This is a genomic window from Paenibacillus hodogayensis (assembly GCF_039536325.1).
Lineage (GTDB): Bacteria > Bacillota > Bacilli > Paenibacillales > NBRC-103111 > Paenibacillus_AB > Paenibacillus_AB hodogayensis.
Genome location: NZ_BAAAYO010000002.1, coordinates 165,656 through 190,626 on the forward strand (window position 1 = coordinate 165,656; position 24,971 = coordinate 190,626).

The window sequence follows — 24,971 nt, forward strand, 5'->3', positions numbered from 1 at the left end:
ATACATTGCGTATCGGACATTTTTCAAGACTACTGCCAACGGTTTTTTCATACTTCCCCCTGCGCGAAATTCCTCTTCCATCCCGCTCACATATCCCCCGGCCCCGTGAATATATTTGATAACAAGCTATTTTTTCCGAGCCCTGTCCTCAACCCGCCAATCATGCGCCTGCAAAGCGCGGAACCATAATACGCACAGGAGGTGCCGCCTCATGTCAAAGCCGCTGTTTATCGTATCCCGGGACGACTGGTCGCTCCACCGCAAAGGCTACCAGGATCAAACCCGCCATCAGCAAAAAGTGCGCGAAGCGATCAAGCAAAACTTGCCCGATCTCGTCACCGAAGAAAATATTGTCACGTCCCACAACAAGCAAATTATTAAAGTTCCGATTCGCAGCCTCGACGAGTACCGGTTCCGCTTCAACCATAATAAGAGCAAGCATGTCGGGCAAGGCGACGGCGACAGCCAGGTCGGCGACGTGCTCGGCGTGGACCCGCAGGCGGCGGCGCCGGGTAAAGGCGAAGGCGCCGGGGACCAGCCCGGCGAGGACTATTTCGAAGCCGAGGTCAGCATGGAGGAGTTGCAATCGATGCTGTTCGAGGAATTGGAGCTGCCTTACATGGAGCAGAAGCAGCAAGACAACCTGGAAATCGAAGAAATTCGCTTCAACGATATTCGCAAAAAAGGGATTATGTCCAATATCGATAAAAAGCGCACCATTCTGGAGAACCTGCGGCGCAACGCCAATTCGGGCACGCCGGGCATCCATCACATCTCCCCGGACGATCTGAGGTTCAAGACGTGGGAGGAAGTCGTCGTGCCCCATTCGAACGCGTTGATCCTCGCCATGATGGACACGTCCGGTTCGATGGGCAGCTTCGAGAAATTCATCGCCCGCAGCTTCTTCTTCTGGATGACCCGCTTCCTGCGGACGAAATACGAGAAGGTCGAAATCGTCTTTATCGCCCACCATACGGAGGCGAAAGAAGTGACGGAGGAAGAGTTTTTCACCAAGGGAGAAAGCGGCGGGACGATCTGCTCGTCGGCCTATCAGAAGGCGCTCGACATTATCGACCGGCGTTATCCGTCGTCCCATTACAACATTTATCCGTTCCATTTCTCCGACGGCGATAACCTGACCAGCGACAACGAGCGCTGCGTCAAGCTGATCGAGAAGCTGCTGGAACGCTGCAACATGTTCGGCTACGGCGAGGTCAACCAGTACAACCGCAGCAGCACGCTCATGTCGGCGTACCGCCATATCCAGTACCCCCGCTTCCAGCACTGCGTCATCCGCGAGAAGGGCGAAGTGTATAAAGCGCTGAAGACGTTTTTCACGAAAGCGAAGGAGGGCTGATCGGACGATATGCATGCGGACGAAATCAAGCAATTGGAGCGCGCCATCGACGAAATAACGGAAATCGCCCAAGGCTTCGGCCTCGACTATTACCCGATGCGTTACGAGATATGCCCGGCGGACATCATCTATACGTTCGGCGCCTACGGCATGCCGACGCGGTTCAGCCACTGGAGCTTCGGCAAAACGTTTCATAAAATGAAAATGCAGTACGATTTCGGCTTGAGCAAAATTTACGAGCTGGTTATCAATTCGAATCCGTGCTACGCGTTTCTGCTCGACGGCAACTCGCTCATCCAGAACAAGCTGATCGTCGCGCACGTGCTCGCCCACTGCGACTTTTTCAAAAACAATGCCCGCTTCTCCCGCACGAACCGCAATATGGTGGAAAGCATGTCGGCCACGGCCGAGCGGGTCCGCGAATACGAGCTCATTCACGGGACGGAGGCGGTCGAGACGTTTCTCGACGCGGTTCTGGCCATTCAGGAGCATGTGGACCCGACTTTGGTCAAACCGTACTACGGGGACCGGGACCGTCGGGAGGCCGAAGCCCGCGAGAAGGAGCGGAGCCGGGAACGGCCTCCCGGCGGCAAGAGCGGCTATGAGGACCTGTGGTCGTTGGACAATGCCCAAGAAGAACCCCAACGAGAGGAAACCGCCAAGAAATTCCCGCCCCAGCCGGAAAAGGATTTGCTTTATTTCCTGGAGGAGCATTCCCCGATCCTCGAACCGTGGCAGCGGGATATCGTGACGATGCTGCGCGACGAGATGCTTTATTTCTGGCCGCAGATGGAGACGAAGATCATGAACGAAGGCTGGGCCTCCTACTGGCACCAGCGCATCGTCCGCGAGCTGGACCTGACCAGTGAGGAGACGATCGAATACGCCAAGCTGAACAGCGGCGTCGTGCAGCCGTCCCGGCATAGCTTGAACCCGTACTATCTGGGCTTGAAAATATTCGAAGACATCGAGAAGCGGTGGGACGCCCCTTCGGAAGAAGACCGTCACCGGTTCGGACGGAAGCCCGGAGGCGGCCGCGAGAAAATGTTCGAGGTCCGCGAGTTCGATTCCGACACGTCGTTCATCCGCAATTACATGACCAAGCAGCTTGTCGAGGACATGGACCTGTACGTGTTCGAGAAGAAGGGGCCGGAATGGAAAATTACCGAAAAGGCGTGGGAATCGGTGCGCGACCAACTTGTTTATTCCCGCATCAACGGCGGTTTCCCGGTACTGTACGTGCAGGACGGCAATCATACGAACAACGGCGAGCTGTACCTGAAGCATTCGTTCGAAGGGATCGAGCTCGACGTCAAATATTTGGAGAAGACGCTTCCTTACGTACACAAGCTTTGGGGCCGCACCGTTCATCTGGAGACGGTCATCGAGGACAAAAGCGTACTGTTCACCTATGACGGCAAAAAACAGCACCGCAAGTTTATGTAGTGGCTGTACTGCCGTTCAGGCCAGGGAAGCCGACAATATGCCGCAAAGAACCGGCCGGGAAAACTCCCGCCGGTTTTCTGCTGTCCGGTTACAGAGAGGCGGTGTTGAAAACAGTCCGAGTCGTCTATTTTCCCGTTGTCCGGACCACCCTTTTGATGGTACTATTTACCTAATGCAGTTCATTTTCTGTTCACATTTATAACAAAAAGCCCAGGTGATCCATACATGCAGCAGCCCGCCAAATGCTTGATTTCCCCATACCCCCGTTTGCATTCGACCATAAGTTTTCATGAAGGGGGCTTGCAAGTATGGAATTGACACATTTGATCGATCAATCGCCGAAGACAGCCGATTCCGATCCGGCTACCCTTGATTCGGAAGAGGACCGACCGTCCGGCATTTCTGCCGATTACGCGAAAGACGAACATATCCGCAGTCGATTGCCGCTACCGGACAATCCATTGGAATATTTGGCGTTACAGGCAGAAAGCCGCCAAGAGCGCTTGCAACTATATCGCGCTCAGATTGCGCAGCTGACTGACAAAGGACAGTATGCCGAAGTCCTTACACTTGGCCTGCATGCCTTGAAGCAGGAATACGGCATTCGCATCCCGCTGGTTCCCGGTGCTGGCGCCGTCTCCAAAGCGAGAAGCTTCGTCAAAAAGCAAGTCCCCCACTCCATGTGCCGGCCCGTGTCACCGCTCCAGGCCGATCATCCAGACGCACTGGCTTCCATCGAGTTTGTACAAAGTTTGTTATTCCCGGCTGTTGCCGCCAGACGAAACGTCTTTATCGTTCTGATGGCCAAGTTCGTGCAGCTGACCATGCGCCATGGCAACAATCCCGGCTCTCCCGCCGCCTACGCCATATACGGACTTCACTTATGTTACGATACGGAACAATATGCCGAGGGAATTCAATTGGCTCAGGAAGCTTACGAGTTCTCGAAGAGCATGCCGCTTTCAGCCGCCCGCAGCACAGTCACGTACGTCCTGGGCAAAGTGACGTTTCACTGGGGCAACGACGCGGAGACGGGCGAGGCGCTGCTACTCCGTGCGATCGAACAAGGGAAGAACGAGCATAATTATGCATTTGTCGGTCTGGCGATGATCGAGCATGTTCATGCTGCGTACACTCGCGGTACGCTGGAGCATATTTATGTTCTCATCCAGCAATACTTGCCATTTGTAATCGAAGCCAACCTGTCTCTGCGTCATCTGGCCTTTTGCGATTACTTGCAGCTGATCGGCGTCTATACCGACTCCCTTTCCGAAAGCGCACACGATTCGGTCCGGCTGAACGGATCTTACGCCGACGACCGGGCGGAGGACAAGGCTGATAACCCGTTTCAGCTTTTCCGAATATGCACCTTCCGGACGCAGCAGCACTATTTGCAGGAACATTATGAAGAGGCGGTCCGGACAGCCGAAGCGGCGATCCCACATCTATCTGCGGTCCGAATCGTTCCGCTTTTCCAGGAACATCTCTTTTATTACGCTTTGGCCATCTGCGCAGCATGGGACTTGCGCGGGAACGACGAGAAGTCCGCCGAAAGGCACAGGCTGAAGCGTATCCGAGAGCAGATGGGCAAATGGGCGGCGGTTAATCCCGGCTATTACAAGCACAAGCACGAGCTCATTTCGGCGGAAATCGCGCGCCTCTCCGGTCAGGCGTCCAAAGCGATCGACTTGTACCAGAAGGCGATATTCTCCACCCGCGAAGGGGGCTATATTCAGGATTGGGCGGTAGCAAACGAGCTTTTTGCCCGTTTCCTATTGTCCATGGGCATCGTGAAAGCCGCTCGTCTCTATATGAATGACGCTTATGAAGGGTTCAAGGAATGGGGCGCCTCGATCAAGACGACGGCTATGCGGAATCGTTATCCGGACCTGCTACCGAAGGAGGAGACACATTCGAAGGCGGAAGAAAGCGACCGGCGGCTGGCGGTACCCGTGACGGCGAACGAACCGGATCTGTCAAGCGTGCTGAAGGCGGCGCAATCGTTTCTGGAGGAGAGCAATCCGGAGCTGCTGCTGCGCAAGCTCGTTCGGATCGTTATCGACAATACCGGCGCGGAGAGAGTCTGTATGCTTGTCGAACGGGACGGGCGGCTTTATGTGGAGCTTGTCATGGACGAGGCTGGGGACGGCGCAATCCTCCGGAGGCCGGTCCCGTTAGAGCGGTATCCTTATCTCGCGAGCAGCGTCGTCGTTCTGGCGGCTTCTACGTTGACGCCGTTGAAGGTGGACGATGTGCGGCTCGACGGGCGCTTCCGCAACGATCCTTACGTTCGGTACAAGCGTCCGAAATCGATCTTATGCTTGCCGATCTCAAGACCCGGGTATCCGAACGTCGTGCTGTACCTGGAAAACCATTCGGTCCCCAGCGCATTTGTTCTGCACCGGTACGATGTGCTTCAGTTGCTCGCCTGTCAGACGTATTACGCTACGACCATGCTGGGCCCGGCGAAACGGGCATTTCCTTCCGAGCAGGCAGAAGCAGACGACAGCGACTCCCGCCTTCTTCTTCTCGACCCGCTTACCGTGCGAGAAATACAAGTGCTGCGCTTGATGGCGGGCGGGCTGTCCAACCGGGAAATTTCCGATCGGATCGGCATTGTCGTCGGCACGGTCAAAAACCATATTAAAAACATATTCAGCAAGCTCGGCGTCAGCAGCAGGATGAAAGCCGTGTCCCAAGCCAAGGACCTGCAGCTGCTCTCCGATTAAACCGAATGAACCGCAAATAAAAAGATGCCGCGTCGGATCGGATCATCCGTCCTGCGGCATCTTGCTGTTTAACAGACAAGCGGAACAACCAAGCTGCGCCACCGGCGCTGAGCTCAAATTACTCGAAATACGTGAACTCCCAGTCGCCTTCTTCCGCGCTCCATTGAGTAGCGTCCGTATACTCCGGCACATCGGGGAATTCGAGCGTATAGTCTACTTCTTCTCCGGCCTTCAAATTAACCTTCAGATCCGTAAAATAGTGATCGGCTGCTTGCACGCTGTCGCCGGCGTCGTTATGCAGGAAAATTTTAACGAATACTTTCGTAACGCTCTCGATCGACTTGCCGCCGATATTTAAGAACTTGCCGTTCGCCTTCAGCACGCCGTTCTCGTATAACACGCTCGTTATTGCAAAATCAAGCGCTGCGTCTGCCGCTGCCGGCGCTGCTTCGACTTCAGGAGCCGCTACAACCACTGCCTCAGCTTCAACAGCCGGCTCGTCGATATAGGTAAACTCCCAATCGCCTTCTTCGGCGCTCCATTGGGTGGCGTCGGTATATTCCGGTACGTCCGGGAACTCAAGCGTATAGTTTACAGACTCTCCGCCGGCCAAATTCACTTGAAGATCGGTAAAATAGTGATCAGCCGCTTGCACGCTGTCCCCGGCTTCATTGTGCAAAAATATTTTCACGTCCACTTTGTTGATCGTCTGGATGTGTTTGTCCCCCGTATTTTTGAACAGGCCGTTGGCCTTTAATACCCCGTTCTCGTAGCTGACAGAGGTCACCTCAAAATCCATGGCTGCATCGGCCAACGCCGCCGATGAAACGGCGAATAATGATCCGAAAATCAATAATGCGGCAATAACTAACCTAATTCTCTTCATCTCCAACTCTCCTCTTCATAAGTAACAAGCTGTCATTCAGCGAATATTATATCCGTTGCGAGAGGACTGGGCATGTCCCCAAAGTAATAGAGCGGCCTTCTCCTCATTCGTTCCACTTATATAGCAGTACCGCGATGGGCAAATATATAGTACTATGAAGGAATACAGCGTATAGGAGGCATTCGAATGAGGATTAATCGATTTCTAAGCTTGAAATGGAACTCCTTGTTCGCCAAGCTGCTGATCTCGTTCGTGGCGATGATCGTGCTGCTGCTTTCGTTCAACTTCCTATCCCTCACTTTTTTCAAAACGAATATTCAGCAGGAAATTATCCGGTACAATACATTGGGCTTGGACAAAACGGTCGACGGGTACGAGAAGCATTTCAGCCTGATCCAAAACGATATCTTGCAGTTGGGCTTCAATGAGACGCTAAATGCGATGGCGAAAGCCGAAGCTGTATACGATTACGGCGCCGTCGCCTCGGTGCTCAAGCAAATCCAGACCATGACCAACAATACGTTTCTGTATATGAACAACTTGCTCGTGTATATGCCCAACCATGCGTATGCGATCGAGAAAAACGGCACCAGCAACGCTTCCGACCTGTTCGTGCGAAATTTTGCGAGCGCTTCCTACGGCCAATCGTTCTGGGATCGGCAGGTGAAGGAAAAATACGCCTTCCGCGTCTTCCCCGCCGACCGGATTCGCAAAATCGACGTATTCGGCCCGGAGAGCGACCTGGGCCTGCTTTTTCCGGTCGTATCCAAGAGAGGCTCGGACAGCAATCCGTTCCTGGTCATCGCGCTGATCGACGGGGAGAAGCTGTTCGAACGGTTTCACTTTTCCATCAACGACAGCTTTCTCATTTTGGACGATGCCGGCACTCCCTTATTCTCGCGGGGCGAGGCGGTCGAGGCCAACCCTGCGATGTTTCCCGGCCGCGAAGGCCATATGATCCGGGACGAGCAGTATTACTTTTATAAGCAAGGATCGTATACCGGGTTTACGTATGTGAACATGGTTCCGCATGCGTATATCGCCTCCCAGGTGTCCAAGCTAAACGCTCTGCTGCTGTCCATCATGGCTGCAGCCGTCCTGATGGGCGTGACGATCTCGGTCATTCTGAGCTATAAATTCAACAACCCGATCCAACGAATGATCGAGGGTATGCAAAAATCGGGCCATCCTCCGCTCATCCGCAGCGGTATCCGCGAATGGAACTGGATCAACGAGAAGATGGCCGACATGGCGCAAACGAACCAGGCGATGAGCTCCGACCTGACGGTAAAAACTACCTTGCTGAAGCAGTACAGCTACTTGCGGGGCGTCAAATCGCTCTATCCGATGAACCCGTTTCGCGACTTGATCGAGGCCGACAAGCCCTATTATTTGCTTGTGTTTCAGATAGCGTTTACCAAAAACTACCGCAGCTTGACGGAGGAGCTGAAAGAGAAAGCCAGCTACTTTATCCACGAGTTCATTAACCTAAATATCGCCCAAAACTTCACGGATGCGGTGACCGTACAAGCGGAGCAAAACCAGATTCTGACCGTCATCTACGGGGAATCGCAGCCGGACAAGGTGCTGGATGTGCTCGCGAGATTGAAGGAAGTGTTCGACCGCGACAAAGCCTACTGCCAAGTAACCGCCGCGTTCCGTCCCGAGCTGCTGCACGCTTCCGCCCTGGCCGAAGGATACGAGAAGTGCCGCCATATGCTGCTGGCGCGAAGCATGAACGACGATATGCAGATCGTAACCGAGTATGCGCCGTACGAAGAGGACCCTTATCTGTTCCTTCCTTCGGCGCAGGAACGCGAGCTGGCCGCCCAGCTTACCGCCGGCGAAGCCGAGCGGGCGTCGTCGATCATCCGCCGGCTGCTAGGTCAGATGGAGCAGAGGGCGATGAACGCGCACCAATTTACTTTGTTCGGCAAGGAGATTGCCTCACAGCTCATCAAAGCGCTGCTCTCTCACCATCTGGACGTCGGGGCTCTGATGGAGAGCCATGCCCCTTACCAGCAAATTCAGGAATGCCGCAGCGTTGATGAGCTGGAGCGCGTCTTGACCGAATGCACAGAGGAAACGTGCAGGCTGATCCGGGAAAAGAAAGATCGCCGCGACCCGGTCAAGGAGTTCGTGCTGGATTATATCGAGAAGCATTACAACGAGGATATTTCGCTGGAGATGGCGGCCGAGCAGCTCCAGCGTTCGCGCAGCTATTTGTCGACCTACCTAAAGGAAAAGACCGGCATGACATTCACCGATTATTTGCACGATCTGCGCATCCGCCGGGCCAAGGAAATGTTGGGGGAGAAGGATGTCCGCATCAACGAAATATCCGAGCGGATCGGCTATCAGAACGTCAATTCGTTCATCCGCATGTTCAAAAAAATATGCGGCGTCACGCCGGGCGAATACCGCCGATCGCTTATTCGCGAAGGCGATGAAGCGCCGGAGGAGTGAGGCGGCGGCCTTTCCCGCAACCGCGCCGACTCAAGAGACACGGGCTTGCCGTCCCGCGAACTCTCTCTGCGGCGTCCAACGCCCGCGGCTCCCCACTCTCTTGCCGCCCCTTCCGGCGCTTCGATCGATAGCGCCATACGAACAACAAAGGACCCCGCGTTCGCAGGGTCCTTGCCTTTGTGAAGTCACGTTTGACACAACGTCTACTCCTTTAAGGAGCCGATCATGACGCCGCGAACGAAATATTTTTGCAGGAACGGATAAATGCAGATGATCGGCAGCGTCGTGATGACAATCATCGTATATTTCAGCTGCATCGAGAACAGCATGCGGTCCAACGCCTCTCTCATATCCTGCATGGTGGGATCCTGGTTCTGAATCAATATTTTCATCAGGTACAGCGACACCGGCTGCAGCTTGACGTCCGAGACGTATAGCATCGCGCTGAAATAGTTGTTCCAGTGCCCGACGGCGTAAAACAGCGTCAGCACCGCCAGCACGGCCTTGGACAAGGGAAGCACGATCCGGAGCAAAATGCCTATATCGTTGGCCCCGTCGATTCGGGCCGATTCGAACAAGCTTTCCGGAATGCCCTGAAAAAACGTGCGGGCAATAATAATGTTGAAGGCGGAAACCGCCCCCGGCAGCAGCAGCGCCCATCTCGTGTTGTACAGCCCGAGCTCGTTGATCAGTATGAAGCTGGGAATGAGTCCGCCGCTGAAAAACATCGTCACCACGATGCCCATCATGATCACTTTACGTCCGGAGAAGGTCCGGCGGGAAAGCGGGTAGGCCGCGAGAAACGTCATGACGACATTGATGGCAGTGCCCGCTACGGTATAAAATAACGTATTGCCGTAAGCGATCCAGATTTCTCCGTTCTCGAACACTCTCTTGTACGTTTCCAACGAGAAGCCTTTCGGAAACAGCCAAACCGAGTTGTTCATCACATGGATCGGATTGCTGATGGACATGCTGAACACGTAGACGAACGGGTACAACGTAACGAGAAGGGCAACGGCCAGGAGCACGCATATGATCGCATACGATATCCGGTCTCCCCAGGTTCCAGTCGATTTCACGGCGATGGCCCTCCTACCATAACGAAGATTGGGATAATCTTCGCGACAGCGCATTGACGGTGATCAGCAGGATCAGGTTGATGCCGTTATTGAACAACCCGACCGCCGTCGCGAAGCTGTAGTCCTGGTTCAGCACCCCTCGTCTGTACACGAAGGTGGAGATGACGTCGGCCGTCTCGTAAGTGAGCGGGTTGGAGAGCAGCAGCACTTTCTCCACCCCGACATCCATCAGATGGCCCATCTGCATAATGAACATGATGACGATCGTCGGGATCAGGGACGGGATGGTAATATGCCGCATCCGGGTCCACCGGCCGGCTCCGTCCATCTCCGCCGCCTCGTAAAGCTGCGGGTCGATCCCGGCGATGGCGGCCAAATAAATGATCGAGCCCCAGCCGAAGCCCTGCCAGACGCCGGAGCCGACGAAGATCGTGCGGAACCAGCCGGGCTCGGCCATGAAGTTGATCGGCTGCAGGCCGAGCCAGGTCAGCCCGTGGTTGACGACGCCCTCGCGAAGCCCCGTAAAGCTGACGATCATCCCGGCGATGACGACGATCGAGATGAAATGGGGCAAATAGCTGACTGTCTGCACGATCCGCTTGTACAGCTTATGCCTCACTTCGTTGAGCAGCAGGGCGAAGGCAATCGGCGCCGGGAATCCCCAGATCAGCGAATAGAAGCTGAGCAGAAGCGTATTTTTCAGCAGCCGCCAAAAATATGGGGCCGAAAAAAACTCTTCAAAATAGCGGAAGCCGACCCACGAGCTTCCCAGTATGCCCTTCAAGGGCTGGAATTTCTTGAATGCGATGATGATCCCGTACATCGGAACGTAATGAAAGACAACGTAATAGATCAGCACCGGCAGAATGAGCGCATACAAATATTTGTCGCGCAGCAACGCTTTCCAAAACCGATGCGTCCAACCCTTCTTGCGGGGGAGAAGCGCCGCCGGCTCTGTCAGGTCCGCATTCGTTTGCACGGTCTTCGCCTCCGTCCTCGTATGGCCACTCATTTTTTGTAGCGGTCATATTGTTTTTGCTTGACCTGAAGAACTTTGTCGATGCCAAGCGCCTTGACTTGGTTCGTGAATTTGTCCCAGTCGATCGGCTCTACGCCGGTAACGAATTTGGCCAGCGTCGAATCGACGTAAGTCGTAATTTCCGTCTGGTAACGGGCAAGTGTCTCGGATTCTTCCGCCGACGGCAGCGAATACGGGTTTGCCTCGCTCAAATAAGATTCGACCTTTTTGGCCTGCTCCGCGGATTTCGGATCGAGCGCCATCATCTCCTTCACTTGAAGCGACAGCGGTCCGTCGGTGGAGCGGATCCACGGCATGGTCGGCATCGCCCCGAGGGAGCGTAGAGCCGTGTTAATATCGAGGCCGTCCGGATTGTTATAGGCAAACTCCGTAAATTTCGGTTGACCGTTAACGACCGTATGGCTCTTGCCTTCGATGCCGAACGTCAGCAGCCGGTTGCCTTCCTCGCTGGCGTAGATGTAATCGAGGAACTTGATAGCCACCTCCGGGTTTTTGGCATCCTTCGAAATGCCGAACCAGCCGCTGATCGGACCGTATTTCTCGTAAAAGCCTTTGCCGCCCTCTGGCGCCGGTGGCAAAGTCAGATTCCACACCACGCCCTGGTCGCCAGCTTTCTTCATCGCCGCTTCGAAGCTAGGCTTGCCGTTCAGGAAGCGGTTCGTTACGCCGGCCTCGCTGCGGGTAATGTTGGCGCGGGCCGCGTCCGACGTCTTGGTCATGAATTCGGGATCGATCAATCCTTCCTTGTACAGCTTGTTCAGCCAGACGATCAGCTCTTTGGCTTCTGGCTTCAACCATTCGAACTGCACTTTGCCGCTTGCGTCCGGGAAATAACCGGAGCTGTAGAACAAGTGCAGCCCTTTGGCGCTGCCGAATACGGTCAGCCCTCTCAGCTTCAGGTCGGGCACGAACGGAATTTCGTCCGCCTTGCCGTTGCCGTTCGGATCTTTTTCTTTAAACGCTTTCAAAACGGTATACCAGTCATCCAGCGTTTTCGGCTCCTTCAATCCGAGCTTATCCAGCCAATCCTGCCGGATCAGAATGCCATAAGGATCGGAATAGGCGACCCCGGTCGTGACCGAAGAGATGGCGTACAGCTTGCCGTCGGGCGAGCGCATCTTTTTATCGACTTCCGGATTGTCCTTCAGAAATTTGCTTATATTGGGAGCGTATTTCCGAATCAGATCGTCCAGCGGCACGATCAGGCCGTCGTCGGCCGGCTTGACAGGGTCGGCGGTCGGCAGCGTAATAATATCCGGCAAATCTTTGCCTGCCGCCAACTTGACATTCATCACGTCACTGTATTGATCGGTAGGGGTCACCACCCAGTTGATTTTCACGCCGGTCCGCTTCTCGATTTCCTGCCAGACGGGAAATCCTTTCGTATAACTGTACGGCGGGGAAAAATCGCGGGCGGCTACGCTCAAGGTGACGCTGCCGTCCTTGACGATCGGCAGCGTGTAGCCTTCGGCGGGCGCATCGCTTTTTGGCGGCGTCGTATTCCCTTCATTCGCGCTGGGCGTCGCGCCCTTGTCGGAGCCGCATCCCGTTAAAACGACCGTCGCTGCCAAAACGGCGGATATGGCGGAACCTGCGGTCAATCCCCTTTTCTTGTTTACCATCGTGCCTAGCCTCCTCATGAATCGTAATCAGCGGTAAAAAAGCAGGACGGCGGCTGCCGGTTTCGGCCGGACCTTTCTTTGTTTGCCCGACATCGAGGTGCTGCTCCCAATGCGCCGCTCATGGCTACACTATAACCAAAAATAGCAGGCCGAACTATCTCCCATTTGTATAAACGTCGACGGGATCGCCATAATCGAAAGATCGGCATATTAAAAAACAATCGGCATACTGCGGGCATTCTGCAGCGGGTATTCTGCAGCCCGGCACCTTGGCGCTCAAATCCGATAGAGAAAACGTTCGCTTATTCGCCGTTCTTCCGGAAGGGATGTGGCTTAGTTTACCCGGCTGCCGAAGCTGTAAACCCGATCTATATAAGTTGAACGAATGTTTAGGAAGCCCATTTCATTCCGAAAAGGACTGCCTTGCTGCTCAGACATCTTGTTTTCAACTCTTGGATGGAAAAAAGATGAAGCGGAATTTCTCCATTTCACTTGGCCATCTCCAGGAAGTTTTGTCGTTCAACAGTATACAGGTAAAAAAGGAGAAGAAGCCCGCCGGACCTTCTGGGCTCGGGCAGGCTTCTTCTTGTTCGTGTGCTGTGATCGATTTCAGCTGTTATCGCGATAAAGCTCTTCCCACTCCGCCGTATCCATATAACGCAGCAAGCCCGGCACGATCGTGCTCATTACGTCTTCCTCTTCGTAACGCGTCGCTTGGACCCAATCCGAGACGCTGCCTACCGGGCTATCCGACGTAATACGTCCGATTCGCCGGTCCAATACGGCAGCCAGCCGTACGACATGCTCCTGCCGTCCCGCCGCATGCACATCGACCGCAGCTGCCTCCATGCCGACTTTCTCCACATGCGCGATCATGTCCAGGCAGCGCGTAATATCATAGGCATGCAGCGCCGCCAGGCTGTCGCCCAGCCAGATCAAATTGTCCGCCAATGTATGCATAAATCCGAAGAACGTGTGGGCGGGACGGTTGTAGATCGGGTAAGGCTCGTGCGGACCGACGCCGGAGGCGTTGAGCACAAGCACCGTTTTTCCCGCATGGCACATATCCTGAATCCATGACCAGCGCTCGGTCAAACGGCTCGTGCCGCCAAGCCATACGCCCAAAACGAAAGACTGCGGTTCATCGCCCGCCGCATTCTCGCTGCGGAACACGTATCCACTGTTCATTACGCCGGTTTGGGACCACCACAGCCGGTATTCCACCTGCAACCCGTCAGCCGGTTGCAGAAAGACGCGGCGTACGTTGAACTCGCACGGGCTCCGCGACGCGCTCACCTTCTCGTTCAGCCAGACCAGCGCCCGCCGCCGTCTTTCATCCGGAGACAGCCGGTTCCGCTCCAGCTTGAGCTGCTCACACCGGGCGACGATCTCGTCCTGAGCGGTTTTCGCCCCGGGCAAGCTTAGGACGACCTGTCCCTTGTCCGTACACAGCAGCCGTTCGGCCGGCAACGGCGCGAAGTCGGGTTCAATCGCCGCCTCCGGCATCTTCTGTACCGACAGATGGCTGGAGAAAAAAGCCGCGGCCGTCCGGGCCAGTTGATCTGTATAGCGGTGAGTGGACACATCCTCCGCCAAAAGCAGATTTCCGTCCCGACCGTGCATCTCCCAGAACCGCTCGCAGCGGGAAACCGTACGACGGGTCGCTTCGATCGGAAAAAAATCGTACTGCACAGCGAGCACAAGCAGAGGCTTGGGCGCAAACGACAGCAGCAAATCCTCGTGATCGAAGCCGACAGCCGTCAATCCGGCCCATATTTGTTCCGCATCCTGCACGCCTCCGGCATGCATGTACTGCTGCCGGTTCATAATAAAGGTGCCCGGAGCGGCTGCGGTCAGCCTGTCGTCGCATACCATCATCATCGCCGTCTGCAAGCCCCCGCCGGAATTGCCAGTTATGGCGATGCGCGCCGGATCGACCTCAGGCCGCTCGCATAAATAATCGATAGCGCGCATGGCGTCGTGGATAAAGTAGCGGGCCACGCTTTCGCCCAGCAGATGGCATTTGACGCCGAAATGCTGGTGCTCCCGCGTTCCCGAGATCACCTCTTCGCTTCCGTCGGACGCCAAGATGCCGCTTATCCGCTCCCCTTGTCCAATCGGATCGACCGCCAGAACGATCATGCCGGCGCGGACAAAATGCAGGCACACTTCATGATAGTAATCGCAGTGCTTCCCTTCGTATTCGTGTCCGCACACGAACAAAACCGCGGCCGACCGTTCTTCGCGCGAGTCCGGTACGTAGAGGTTTGCGGTGACGTATTGACCGGGACGCGATTGGAACACGACGTTTTCCACCCGATAGCCCGAACCTTGCGACGTTCCGGTTATGCGCGGAAGGAGTGGCGTATCCGAAGACGGCAGGCCGCCGATGGAGGCGAGGAACGCTTCCTTCATGCGGGCCTGACGTGCTTTCAGCTGCTCGAGATCGGCGATCCGGTCGCGCGCCCGATCCCCTTCTTCGAACGCGCGGTCGGAGCGGTCGAAAATATGCCGCTTCAACTGATCGCGGGTGTCGTACAACGTACAGCAATAACGCTCCAACTCGGTGACTTTGGGCATAAGTAAAAATCTCCCTTCGATGTGAAGCCTTATGACGGGGCGGTAATTACACTTTACAGTAATCGATTACTTTAACTTCGATTTCTATCATAACATCCCTCTGTTCATTTGACTATATAGGTTAAGCCGTGACTCGGTTCCTACTTGCAATAGGTTGGCGGTTTGGGGTTGGCGGTTTGGGGTTGGCGGTTTGGGGTTGGCGGTTTGGGGTTGGCGGTTTGGGGTTGGCGGTTTGGGGTTGGCGGTTTGGGGTTGGCGGTTTGGGGTTGGCGGTTTGGGGTGGGCGGTTTGGGCTTGATGGTTTAGGGTTGGCGGTTTAATTGATTAGATTAGCCTTCGTCTTGTTGAAATTCAAAACCAAAAACTAGCTCTAAGGACATTTCCTTTCCATTAATGTACCAGGGAAGATTCTTTAACGTTTTACTTTGAACTATTTCGTAAAACTCATTTAGTCCGACTTATTTTCCACTTAATTCCCTTCAACTATATAGAGGCTTTTCGAAAATTCGTACCGCCTTCATCGGGTGACCTCCGCCTCGTAAACCGCATATCTTCTTTCCTACTCGAAAGAGCACTAGCCCGGTCACAAACGCCAGATCCTCCCATTTCCTGCTGGCTGGCCCGCGTTAATGCTCGAAAGAGCATTATTTTCGCGGCTGGGGCCGTTTGGGCAAGGGTTAGTGCTCAAAAGAGCACTAACCCTTGGCGCCAACGCCCAGATTGGCCGGTTTCCAGCTGGCTGGCCCGCCTTAATGCTCAAAAGAGCATTATTTCCGCGGCTGGGGCCGTTTGGGCAAGGGTTAATGCTCGAAAGAGCACTAACCCCGGGCGCCAACGCCCAGATCGGCCAGTTTCCGGCTACCTGGCCCGCGTTAATGCTCGAAAGAGCATTATTTCCGCGACTGGGGCCGTTTGGGCAAGGGTTAATGCTCGAAAGAACACTAACCCCGGGCGCCAACGACCAGATCGGCCAGTTTCCGGCTGGCTGGCCCGTGTTAATGCTCGAAAGAGCATTATTTCCGCGGCTGGGGCCGTTTGGGTAAGGGTTAGTGCTCAAAAGAGCACTGCCCCTTGGCGCCAACGCCCAGATCAGCCGATTTTCGGTTTTTACCTTTCCCTGAGTGCTGATGTGAGTGCAGATGTGTAACGGAACAAAAGGGGGGAACATCATGAGAAACGTCACTCCGCCACATAATCCCCTGTTTCAACAGCTTGATTTCGGTTACTTTTTACGGCCTTTGGGCCGTTCCGGTTTTTGTCGTGTCTGCCGCTGTGCCCGTCTTCGCATCCGTGCCGGATTTCCCGTCCGCCGCTGTACCCGTCTTCGCATCCGTGCCGGACTTGCCGTCCGCTCCCGTACCCGTCTTGGTATCCGTCCCGCTCTTCCCATCCGCGCCGGGCTTCGCATCCGATACCGAGCCGGTTTTTTCCGTGCCGGTTTTCACGTCCGTTTCCGAACCGGAGCCGGGCTTGCCTTCTCCGCCGGTGCCGCCTTTGCCATCCGCACCGGTTTTCGCGTCCGCTCCGGTTCCGGCTCCTCCCTTCTCGGGAGAGCCCCCGCCGGACGACGGCTCCGTCTGACCGCCTGCGCCGTCAGGCTGCTGCTGCACCGGCTCGTCCGGCCGGAACCAGGAGTGATAGGCCGCAACCCCCATCGTCGACAGCAAGGCGATGCCCACCACCAGCACGGCGAGAGGAACAAGCCGTCTGCGTTTCTTTTTCAGAAAACGGAGGACCGGGTTGGACTGGGCGAGACGAATGTCGTCGTACACCTTACGGAATGAAGGGTTTGGCGTGGCTCTCAGTTTGGCCCATACTTTGGGCTTTTTCAGCGCGCCGTGGTCCATTTTATGAAAATAGCCGCGAATCGCCCCTTCGTGATCGCGCGTAATCGTCCGCTTGAGCGTCAGAAAATACGCATATTCGGCCGACCAGTTCAGAAAATCGTATACTTCGTCGGGATGCTCGGCCTGGCGCATGACGTATTCCAGCATTTGAGCGTGCGCGAACGAGCAATCGCCGGGCTCGGTGCCGCGCTCGTAAAAGGCATAGGCGATCTTCGCGTAGCGTTCCGGCGCGATGCTATCTTTCAGCAGCCGCTGCAGCATGACCTGCAGCTGATCAAGCTCGCGCGGCTGAAGCAGATCGAGCGTCATGTAGCACTCCGCCTCCTTGTCCGCCGGGCTGCGCAGCAGAAACGACGCGCATTGGAGCGTGTAGAAAACCGTCTGCTCCCGCGAAGGCAGACTGTCGGCGAGCACCTGCGAATGATGGCCGAGCATAAAGGCCATGCCTTCGAGCTGCTGGGGCGAAATCCGGTTCGAATCGACATGCTCCATCACCGTCTGCTGGGCCTGCAGGTCCAGCTCGTTGTAAAATTCGCGCAACCGTTTGGCATAATCGGTTTTGCTTTTGTACCGCTCATCCAGAAACGCGTTCAAGCTCCGGGCTGCGGCGATGCGCTCTTTGTCTTTGCCGAGCAGCTCGCGCGCCTTCGCTATAAACTGCTCCTGCACGGGGAACCCGCTCAGCGCTTCCTCTGCATGCTCCAGCCAGAAGGTCAGCTCGTCCTGAAGCTCCGCCATCGTGCCGGCCCGCGTCGTCCGCTCCTGGGCATAGGCATGGACGATCGGCGCGATCGGCTCGTTGTGGAGCATACGCAGCACGACATCCCGGAACAGCTCCCGATGGGGAACCATCGCTTGCAGCACGCGGTTCGTCCCTTCGCTATCCTCCTGGTACGTCCAGCCGTTGTACAAAAATTTGATCAGCGAGAACACCAGACTTTCCCGCAGCCCGCCGATCCGATAATAGTCGATCATCGTCTGCAAATAGGCGGACGAAGGGGTGTAGCCTTGTCCCGTCAGCGCTGCCTCCCGCTCGACCAAGCTCCAGAACAGGCTGTCCAGCCTTGGCTTGCGCTCGACATTGTCCGCAGTCAAGTAGCCGAGAACCGAGCGGAGCACCTGCTCCTTGTTCGTCTCATAAACGCCGTCGCTCCCCTGCTCCACGAGGTACAGCATGCACAGCTCGTTGTACGCGGACAAGGACAACTGCGCAGCCGCGTCGCGATCCGCCAGCGCCTCCTCGGCAAACGCAAAGAAGTCCTCCAGCCCTTCCCCCTGCTCCAGGCTTGCCCAAGCCAGTTCGGGAAAGCCGGGCCCTCCCGTCGACGCCGACGGAGCGGCGGCCGGAGCTGCCGACGGAACGATCGCCGGGAACCGGCCGTTGGGAAAGTCGAACACAAAATCTTTATCGAGACTGCGGTCTCCGGCCCGGATGCTCCCTTTCTCCACGATCATCGCATTGATCCACTTCTTGCCCTGCGGCTCGTTCTGGTAAGACGTAAAGCCGAACTTGCGCCGCATGACGTAAGGCAGACAGCGGTACAGCATCGCCAGCAGCAGCTTGCCGGAGCGCGACGTATCCGACACGTCGGTATCGAGGGCGATATACACCTTCTTGTTGCTCGCTACCGATTGCAGGATCGCGGCAAGCAGCTGCTTGAACCGCTCCTCCGTAACGCCGAGCCGGTCCAGCGTCCTGCGCTCCTCCTCCGGAGAGGGGCCTTCGTCAAAGTCGAGACGATCCAGCTCGGGGAGCTGCTTCTCGCCTTCCTTGTACGTGCTTTCGAACGAACGGATGCGGAACAACGCGTCGGGCGTCCGGTAAAACGATTCCTTGAGCGACTCCGGAACGACGTACTGGTGGACGAGAATCGTGTCCCGCTGTCCCGTAAAGTCCGCTCCGGCAAATATGCCGTGCCCGATGACCAGCTCTCCGCTGTCCGCGGTGAATACCGTCAGCGAATCGGGATACAGCGACAAGTCCGTTTCGCCGCGCTGGCGCAGCTCCTGCGGAGCGTGATACAAGCAGAACGGATGCAGCGTCTTGCGGATAAAGCCGTTGTCGAGCGAGGGAGACTTCGCCACGGTGTCCAGACCTTCGTTGGTTCGGAAGATGCCTTCCCGGCCGCGCGTATAGATTTGCTGCTGGATTTTCCCCTCTGGGCTCAATTCCCGTCGCTCCCCTCGATGTAGTTCAGCTTATAAAGCAGCCAGACGAACGGCTCGTCGACGCGCCACGGATTGACGACGCCGGTAATGCGCCGGTCGACCGGATTCGAGCCTAACGCCGATACGGCGAAATAAGCGGTGTCTTTGAAATATACGTCCAGCGTATCCTTGAACGGACGATCGACCTTCTCGATAAACCGGCGGATTTCCCCGTTCATATTTTCAAACTCGGTCAAATTCAGATGCTTGCGGTGAACGACGTCGCGGAACACGTTGCTGTTCGAACGGATATAATCGCCGTCTTCCTCCTGCAAATGCTGGAGCATGTCGCTCTTCGTCAGCACGACGGCGGTCGGAATATCGGTGCGCGCCTTGTCCTCGTGACCGATAAAGTTTTCAAACATCGTAATGGCCACTTCCCGCGGCTCGTCGTACCGGTTGGCGAACTCCCCGACCCCCGCGCCCGCCTTCAGCATCAGCCGGTCGCGAATCGTCTTGATTTGCAGCGGATCGACCATGAACAAAATGCCCGCGGAGTTTTTAATGTGCGCCGCGTACAAGTCGAGCAAGTCCCGGTCGGTCATAATCTCGCCCGCCACATCGAAAAAAACGAGCATCAGCGGGGCCAACTGCTCGTCCTTGAACACGAACTGGAAAATGAACGGCTCCTGCTTTTCTTCCTTCTGGGTCATCTCCAGCATGGCGCCTCTCTCGAAGATCGGCTCCTCGTAATTTTGGCGGAACCGGCGGCTGATGTCCGCGTTTAACGGAATGCAGGCCGCGTTGAAGTTCGAGGCGGTAACGTGCTGAAGCGTATGAATGAGAGAGGTCATGTAGACCGACTTGCCGACCTGGGACGCGCCGACGATGGAAATGATATTGCTCGGCACTTTGCCGGCGGTAATCGGCAGCTCGTTATGGCAATGCGGGCATAGCCGTTTCCGGGTCACGCGGCCGTGACGGTCGTTCAAGCCGACGAGCACCTTGTCCGAGTACAGCCGCATCTCCTCCGGAATGGACAACGGAGCGATTACCGCCTCGATCTCGTCGATCGGGGACAGGTGAAACCGGTCGCGGTATTGGTTCAGCGCTTCGTCCTCTTGAAGCGCGTAGTCGGGATCGCCGGCTACGTGATGGGACGCCCGGAACACCACATCCCCATGCTCGAATTTGCTAAAGCAAAACGGGCAAACGATCGGATACGTATCGGGTTTCGCCTTCACCGGCGGCTTCTTCTCGAAAATACCTTTCAGAAACTGCAGCATGCGCTCCACTCCTTTATTCGGGGATCAGCTCGTACATATCGCCGTACGTCGCGCCGTCGGTCAGGAACAGCTTGATCCGGCTGTTTTTGGGAATCTCGATTTCCGGCAGCACCGTCCGCCCCGGAGCGATATCGGCGATAAACGGGTAGACCGTTCCGTCCTCTCTATGCAGCGGAAACGAGCCATCCTTCTTCACATAGCACAACGCTTCCTTCGGCACCAGCACTTCGCTGGACAGCTCGATGCGGACCGGTTTCATTTTGCTGAACAGGCCGAAGCCGTATTGGATCGAATAGCGGATCTTGGCTTTGCCCGTTCCGAAACGGATTACGTTGTCCGCATCCTCCTGCCGCAGCAGAGAAATGCCGTCGGAGAGCCGGGCGCACGGGTAAACACGGTACGCATAGCGGCCGATTCCATCGATCCGCCCACGGTAGCCCGCATTCGCCTTGTACTCCTCGCGCGTGTACAGCTTCATGGATGCGGCCGGACGAGCCTCCAAAGGCAGCTCGGCTTCCGCCGGGAACATATAGACGTATACGAAATGGACGTCCTCCGGCCAGTTCCACGTCAAAATGCTTTCCGTGCCCTGTATCCGGTGGCGCATCCCGGTGATGCGGCTTTTGCCGGACGGCTCGTCGCTCCATTGCATCCCCTTCGCCTCCCTGTTTCAAAATACCTTGAACCGGCGGCGAGAAGACTCACCGGAATTGACGGCTGCCCTTTCCCGCTTTGTCGAAGCCGGAGCGGCCGGACGGCTCGCCCTGCTTGCGCCCTCGCCGGTACGGACCCACCCCGGCATCGTCCAGCCCGCGCTCCTTGTAGGCAACGAGCAGCGTCGACGCCGACAGCACAAGGGCGAGAGTCAGATCCGCAGCCGCACGGACGGTCGAAGGTCCGATGTCCCCCGCCCTCAATCCGAGCTCCAGCAGCAGACCCGCCGCCAGTCCGGCTAGCGCTCCTCCGGCGGAGAAGCTGCGCGCCAGGTAGCGGTTATCGAAGACGATGCCGAGCGACAAGCCCATCAGCAAGCCGACGGCGATGAAGCTCAGTACCCGCAGCGTGCCGTAGTAGCCGCTGTCGGCCGCAGTGCCGGGCCGTTCCCCGACAAGATGCCAGCTGCGGTTCGCCTTGTAAATTTTCGCAAAAACGCCTGTCAGCTTCTGAACGTCGTCGACGCTGTAATAAGTCCCGTCCGTCGTTTGCGCGATCCGCTGCAGCAATTCGTTTCCGCCCTGGTCGGCTGCGTTCACGCCGACCGTATGGACGGCGATGCCTAGCGCCCGGTACGGGGACAGCGAGCGGTCCATATCGACCTCGCTGAAGCCGTCCGATATGAGAATAACCATGCTGGCTCGCGCCCGTTCGCCGGCCGTCTCGATCTGCCGCATCGATTCGGCCAGCGCCTCCTCGATATTCGTCCCGCCGCTCGGAGGTCCGAAACGGTCGAGCTTGTCCGCGACGGCGCTTTTGGCCGCTTCGTCGGCAACCGGCGCGAGCGGCTGCAGCAAGCTGGCCGTGTTGTTGAACGTCAGCAAGGCGACGCGCTTGCCGGACTCCAGGCTGCTCACCAGCTGCTTGGCCGCCCGAAAGCTTTCGCGGTTCGGATCGGTTTCGGCCATGCTTTCCGACACGTCGATGGCCACAATAATATTTTGCGGCGGCTGATGCCGGCCGATGTTCAAGCCGTAGAGAAGCTGCAGAACCGCGCCCGCCGCGAACAGCAGCAGCAGCGTGGCCGGCACAAGCAGCTTCCAGCCGTCGGCCGCATAACGGAGCCGCCAGCCTTTGCCGTTCAAGGCGGGCGAGATCAATTCGGCGAGCAGGCACATCAAGCCGACGAAGAACGCCAATTGCCCGCAGTAAGCGGCGATGAGGAGCGCGTTCGGCACGCGGCCTTCCCAGGCGGCCAGCAGCGCTTCCCCTGTCGCGAAACCGGCCAGGCCGCCCAGCGCGCTGAAAACGATCAGCAGACCGTTCGCTTTTCGTTGATACATGTTCCGCCCCTCCTTCAGGTTGCGTCGCGGGCAGCGTCACGGCCCCCGGGCTCGGCCGCATGAAACTCGAAGCCGTTAGCCCGATAGCTGTCGTAGTATTTTTGGCCGTTGCGGTAAGCGAGCACGTCCTCGATCCGGAAACCGCCCATCAAGGTAAGCTTCTCTACGCCGCTCTTTCCCGGCTCATGCACGCAGCCCGGTTTTCCGCCGCGGCTTTCCAGCTCCGCCGCCAGCGCGTAGCGGATAAAATCGCTCCCGCCGTCGCCGAAGAAATAGTGCTCCTCGTAACGGTTGCGGAACGTGTAGTTGTATACCTCGATATGGACCGCCGCCTGCTCCTTCAACGTGCCGTACAGTTCCCGGTACAGCTGCTCCTTGGACAAAATGCGGTCGCGGTCCTCGAACCGGACGGTGACGTTCGCCCTGTGAATCAGCTCGTCCTCGAACGATTGAAGGAACGGAGCGCTCGGGAACAGGTCGTTGCGGCATATGGCGATCAGCCGCTCCAGCAGCGGCTCGGCTCCGTTCTCCAATAGCTCCGCCACGCTGCCGATACCGCGCTCCCCGAACGGAAAGTCGTCTCCGCGTCTCGCTTGCAGCTCCTTGAACAAGCCATCGACCACTACCGCGTAATATTCGGCAATGTTGCGTCCGAGATAGTCGTCGGCTTCGGATACGCTCCTCCGGCTCGCTTCGGCAATCTGCTTGTCCAGTTCGGACAACCGCTCCATCAGCGGAGATAGCCGCGCATGAAGCCGGGCGAACGCCTCTTCGTACCTGGCAATGAGCGCCAGCCGGGTTTCCAGCCGCAGCAGCTCCAATCTTCTCCCGTACACGCTCTCGAATAGGTAGCGGGCAAAATGCTTCAGCGTGCTGCGCTTCATCAGCGGCACGCGGCGGAACGGCTGCATGTCCACCGTCTCCTGCAGCAGCCGGTCCAGCTCCAGCCTGCCCTGCTCCAGCTGTCTCGTCACATCCTTGCGCCAAGCGCGCAGCTCCTGATACAGGGGACCGTCTTCTTGCGTCGAGGTCCACGCATAGACGCCATACAGTCCGTAATCGGGATGGTGCATCATCGTCCGCTCGGCCGTCGCCCGCACCTCGCGTTCCGTATCGAGCTTCTCGAGCGCAGCTCCCGCCGGGACGGCAAAGTGCTCACGGAAAAATTCGCCGGCATGCCGCGCGTACAACCATTGCTCGGCTTCAGCCAGACTCGTCCGCTTCAGCTCGTCCAGCGACACGTCGGCGAACAGCAGCGCATTCATCTCCTCCAGCTTGTCCGCCTCCGGCACGAGCGCATCGGCCCGGCGCGCGAGCGCGGCCGCATCCAGCCCCCACAGCTCCAGCATCGTGCGGCGGTCGACTGCACTCTGCTCCTTCAGCCGGGAAACGATCTGCCGCATCGTCTGATGCAGCGCCGACAGGGCGACCGCGGCATTCGGCCGCTTGACCCGGGAGAAGCCGGCCGTCGCATAGACGGGCTCCTGCCCGCGTCCGGCTTCGATATGCTGCTTGAAGCGCTGGTTGTTGTACGTCTCCTCCGCTTCGTCGCGGCCCGGCTGCTTGCGATTTTTCAGCAGGCATAGCCGGCTGATTATCGCGTAGTTCGCATCCATGCTTCCGTCTACGAGCATGCCCTGTTCGTTTTTGTCGCCGAGCAAGTAGACGAGATCGAACAATGGCCGCCCTTCATGCTCAACCGGCAGCCGGATATGGTCGCCCGTTACGTGAAGCGGCGCGCTGAACCGGTAATCGCGGCTCTGGTAACCGTCAAGCTCGCGCAGGAAGGCGGCGGCGGAAGCGGAAGCGAAGCCGTAATCGCCGTCCTCCCGCTTTTCCCGCATCAGGGCGTACAAATCCATCTGGATCTGCTTGAACGAATCGGCAAGCGACGTCTTCAGCAGCAGCGCGATTTCCGGCAGCAGCACGCTGCAGCGGTCATGGGCGGCCGCGACGACGGCGATATGCAGCTGCTGGAAGGAGGAGTAGGCATGCCCATATCCGGCGATCCGTTCGCCGACCTGGCGGGCGACTCGGCTTGCTTCCGCCAGCCCCGGCGTATTCTCGTAAAACTGCCGATGGAGCCGGGGACGCATCGTCTGCCGCTCCCCTTCGATCATAGGCAGCCGGATGCCGAGCACGCGCCCCGTGTCGCTGTTCTCCTCCACCGTTCGCTCCGTATAGGCGTGGACGTAGACGACGCCTTTGCCGTTGTGCCAGGCTTCTTCGTTTTTGCCGACGATGGCGTTCAGCGCCTCGACACAGTCGTCCCCGATAAAGAGGAAGACGAGCGGATGACGGATGCTGCTTTGTCCGTCGTAACGGAGCGCAAGCCGATCCGCTTCGGCGTCATAGTCGCGGGCGAACGCCTGCAGCCTGTCGTGCATATCGACTTCCTCCCTCCGTTTTGTACTAGCCGCAACTGTTCCCGGCAACTCCGTTCTTCCATTTGCATGAACCTGGTCTTCGTTGGTAGCATCAGAACG

The 24,971-nt window shown here is 57.1% G+C and carries 14 protein-coding genes; 4 read left to right on the forward strand and 10 right to left on the reverse strand.

Annotation, left to right across the window (positions count from 1 at the left end):
- Nucleotides 1-211 precede the first annotated feature (211 nt).
- The 3 genes from yhbH to ABD796_RS06405 all read left to right on the forward strand — a co-directional run bounded on the left by yhbH (nucleotide 212) and on the right by ABD796_RS06405 (nucleotide 5,532).
- A complete protein-coding gene (gene yhbH / locus ABD796_RS06395; protein ID WP_344904688.1) occupies nucleotides 212-1,357 on the forward strand; it encodes a sporulation protein YhbH in 1,146 nt (381 codons plus the stop codon).
- Nucleotides 1,358-1,366: 9 nt separating this feature from the next.
- A complete protein-coding gene (locus tag ABD796_RS06400; protein ID WP_344904691.1) occupies nucleotides 1,367-2,803 on the forward strand; it encodes a SpoVR family protein in 1,437 nt (478 codons plus the stop codon).
- Between the two features lie 308 nt (nucleotides 2,804-3,111).
- Complete coding sequence (locus ABD796_RS06405) at nucleotides 3,112-5,532, forward strand: LuxR C-terminal-related transcriptional regulator (protein ID WP_344904694.1); 2,421 nt, start codon at nucleotides 3,112-3,114, stop codon at nucleotides 5,530-5,532.
- Nucleotides 5,533-5,650: 118 nt separating this feature from the next.
- Here the strand turns inward: ABD796_RS06405 and ABD796_RS06410 are convergent, their stop codons facing one another.
- Complete coding sequence (locus ABD796_RS06410; protein WP_344904697.1) at nucleotides 5,651-6,418, reverse strand: hypothetical protein; 768 nt, start codon at nucleotides 6,416-6,418, stop codon at nucleotides 5,651-5,653.
- A 186-nt stretch (nucleotides 6,419-6,604) separates the two neighbouring features.
- Between ABD796_RS06410 and ABD796_RS06415 the strand changes: the two genes are divergently transcribed.
- Nucleotides 6,605-8,884: a helix-turn-helix domain-containing protein gene (locus ABD796_RS06415; protein ID WP_344904700.1), complete on the forward strand. Its 2,280-nt coding sequence runs from the start codon at nucleotides 6,605-6,607 to the stop codon at nucleotides 8,882-8,884.
- Between the two features lie 203 nt (nucleotides 8,885-9,087).
- Here the strand turns inward: ABD796_RS06415 and ABD796_RS06420 are convergent, their stop codons facing one another.
- The 9 genes from ABD796_RS06420 to ABD796_RS06460 all read right to left on the reverse strand — a co-directional run bounded on the left by ABD796_RS06420 (nucleotide 9,088) and on the right by ABD796_RS06460 (nucleotide 24,872).
- Nucleotides 9,088-9,966, reverse strand: a complete 879-nt coding sequence (locus ABD796_RS06420; protein ID WP_344904703.1) for a carbohydrate ABC transporter permease — start codon at nucleotides 9,964-9,966, stop codon at nucleotides 9,088-9,090.
- A 13-nt stretch (nucleotides 9,967-9,979) separates the two neighbouring features.
- Nucleotides 9,980-10,945 (reverse strand): ABC transporter permease, encoded by a 966-nt coding sequence (locus ABD796_RS06425; protein WP_344904706.1) that lies wholly within the window; start codon nucleotides 10,943-10,945, stop codon nucleotides 9,980-9,982.
- A gap of 29 nt (nucleotides 10,946-10,974) precedes the next feature.
- Nucleotides 10,975-12,627, reverse strand: a complete 1,653-nt coding sequence (locus ABD796_RS06430) for an extracellular solute-binding protein (RefSeq protein ID WP_344904710.1) — start codon at nucleotides 12,625-12,627, stop codon at nucleotides 10,975-10,977.
- A 609-nt stretch (nucleotides 12,628-13,236) separates the two neighbouring features.
- Nucleotides 13,237-15,207 (reverse strand): alpha/beta hydrolase family protein, encoded by a 1,971-nt coding sequence (locus tag ABD796_RS06435; protein ID WP_344904712.1) that lies wholly within the window; start codon nucleotides 15,205-15,207, stop codon nucleotides 13,237-13,239.
- 1,229 nt (nucleotides 15,208-16,436) lie between these two features.
- Nucleotides 16,437-19,223, reverse strand: a complete 2,787-nt coding sequence (locus tag ABD796_RS06440) for a GAP1-N2 domain-containing protein (protein WP_344904715.1) — start codon at nucleotides 19,221-19,223, stop codon at nucleotides 16,437-16,439.
- Nucleotides 19,220-20,488, reverse strand: a complete 1,269-nt coding sequence (locus ABD796_RS06445) for a TRAFAC clade GTPase domain-containing protein (RefSeq protein ID WP_344904718.1) — start codon at nucleotides 20,486-20,488, stop codon at nucleotides 19,220-19,222. The genes ABD796_RS06440 and ABD796_RS06445 overlap by 4 nt, the downstream gene beginning before the upstream one ends.
- A gap of 13 nt (nucleotides 20,489-20,501) precedes the next feature.
- The gene (locus ABD796_RS06450) at nucleotides 20,502-21,140 is read right to left on the reverse strand and encodes a hypothetical protein (RefSeq protein ID WP_344904721.1); all 639 of its coding nucleotides are present in this window, start codon (nucleotides 21,138-21,140) and stop codon (nucleotides 20,502-20,504) included.
- Nucleotides 21,141-21,189: 49 nt separating this feature from the next.
- On the reverse strand, nucleotides 21,190-22,485 hold the full coding sequence (locus ABD796_RS06455) for a vWA domain-containing protein (RefSeq protein ID WP_344904724.1): 1,296 nt from the start codon (nucleotides 22,483-22,485) through the stop codon (nucleotides 21,190-21,192).
- A gap of 14 nt (nucleotides 22,486-22,499) precedes the next feature.
- A complete protein-coding gene (locus ABD796_RS06460) occupies nucleotides 22,500-24,872 on the reverse strand; it encodes a transcription initiation factor TFIID (RefSeq protein WP_344904727.1) in 2,373 nt (790 codons plus the stop codon).
- Nucleotides 24,873-24,971 lie beyond the last annotated feature (99 nt).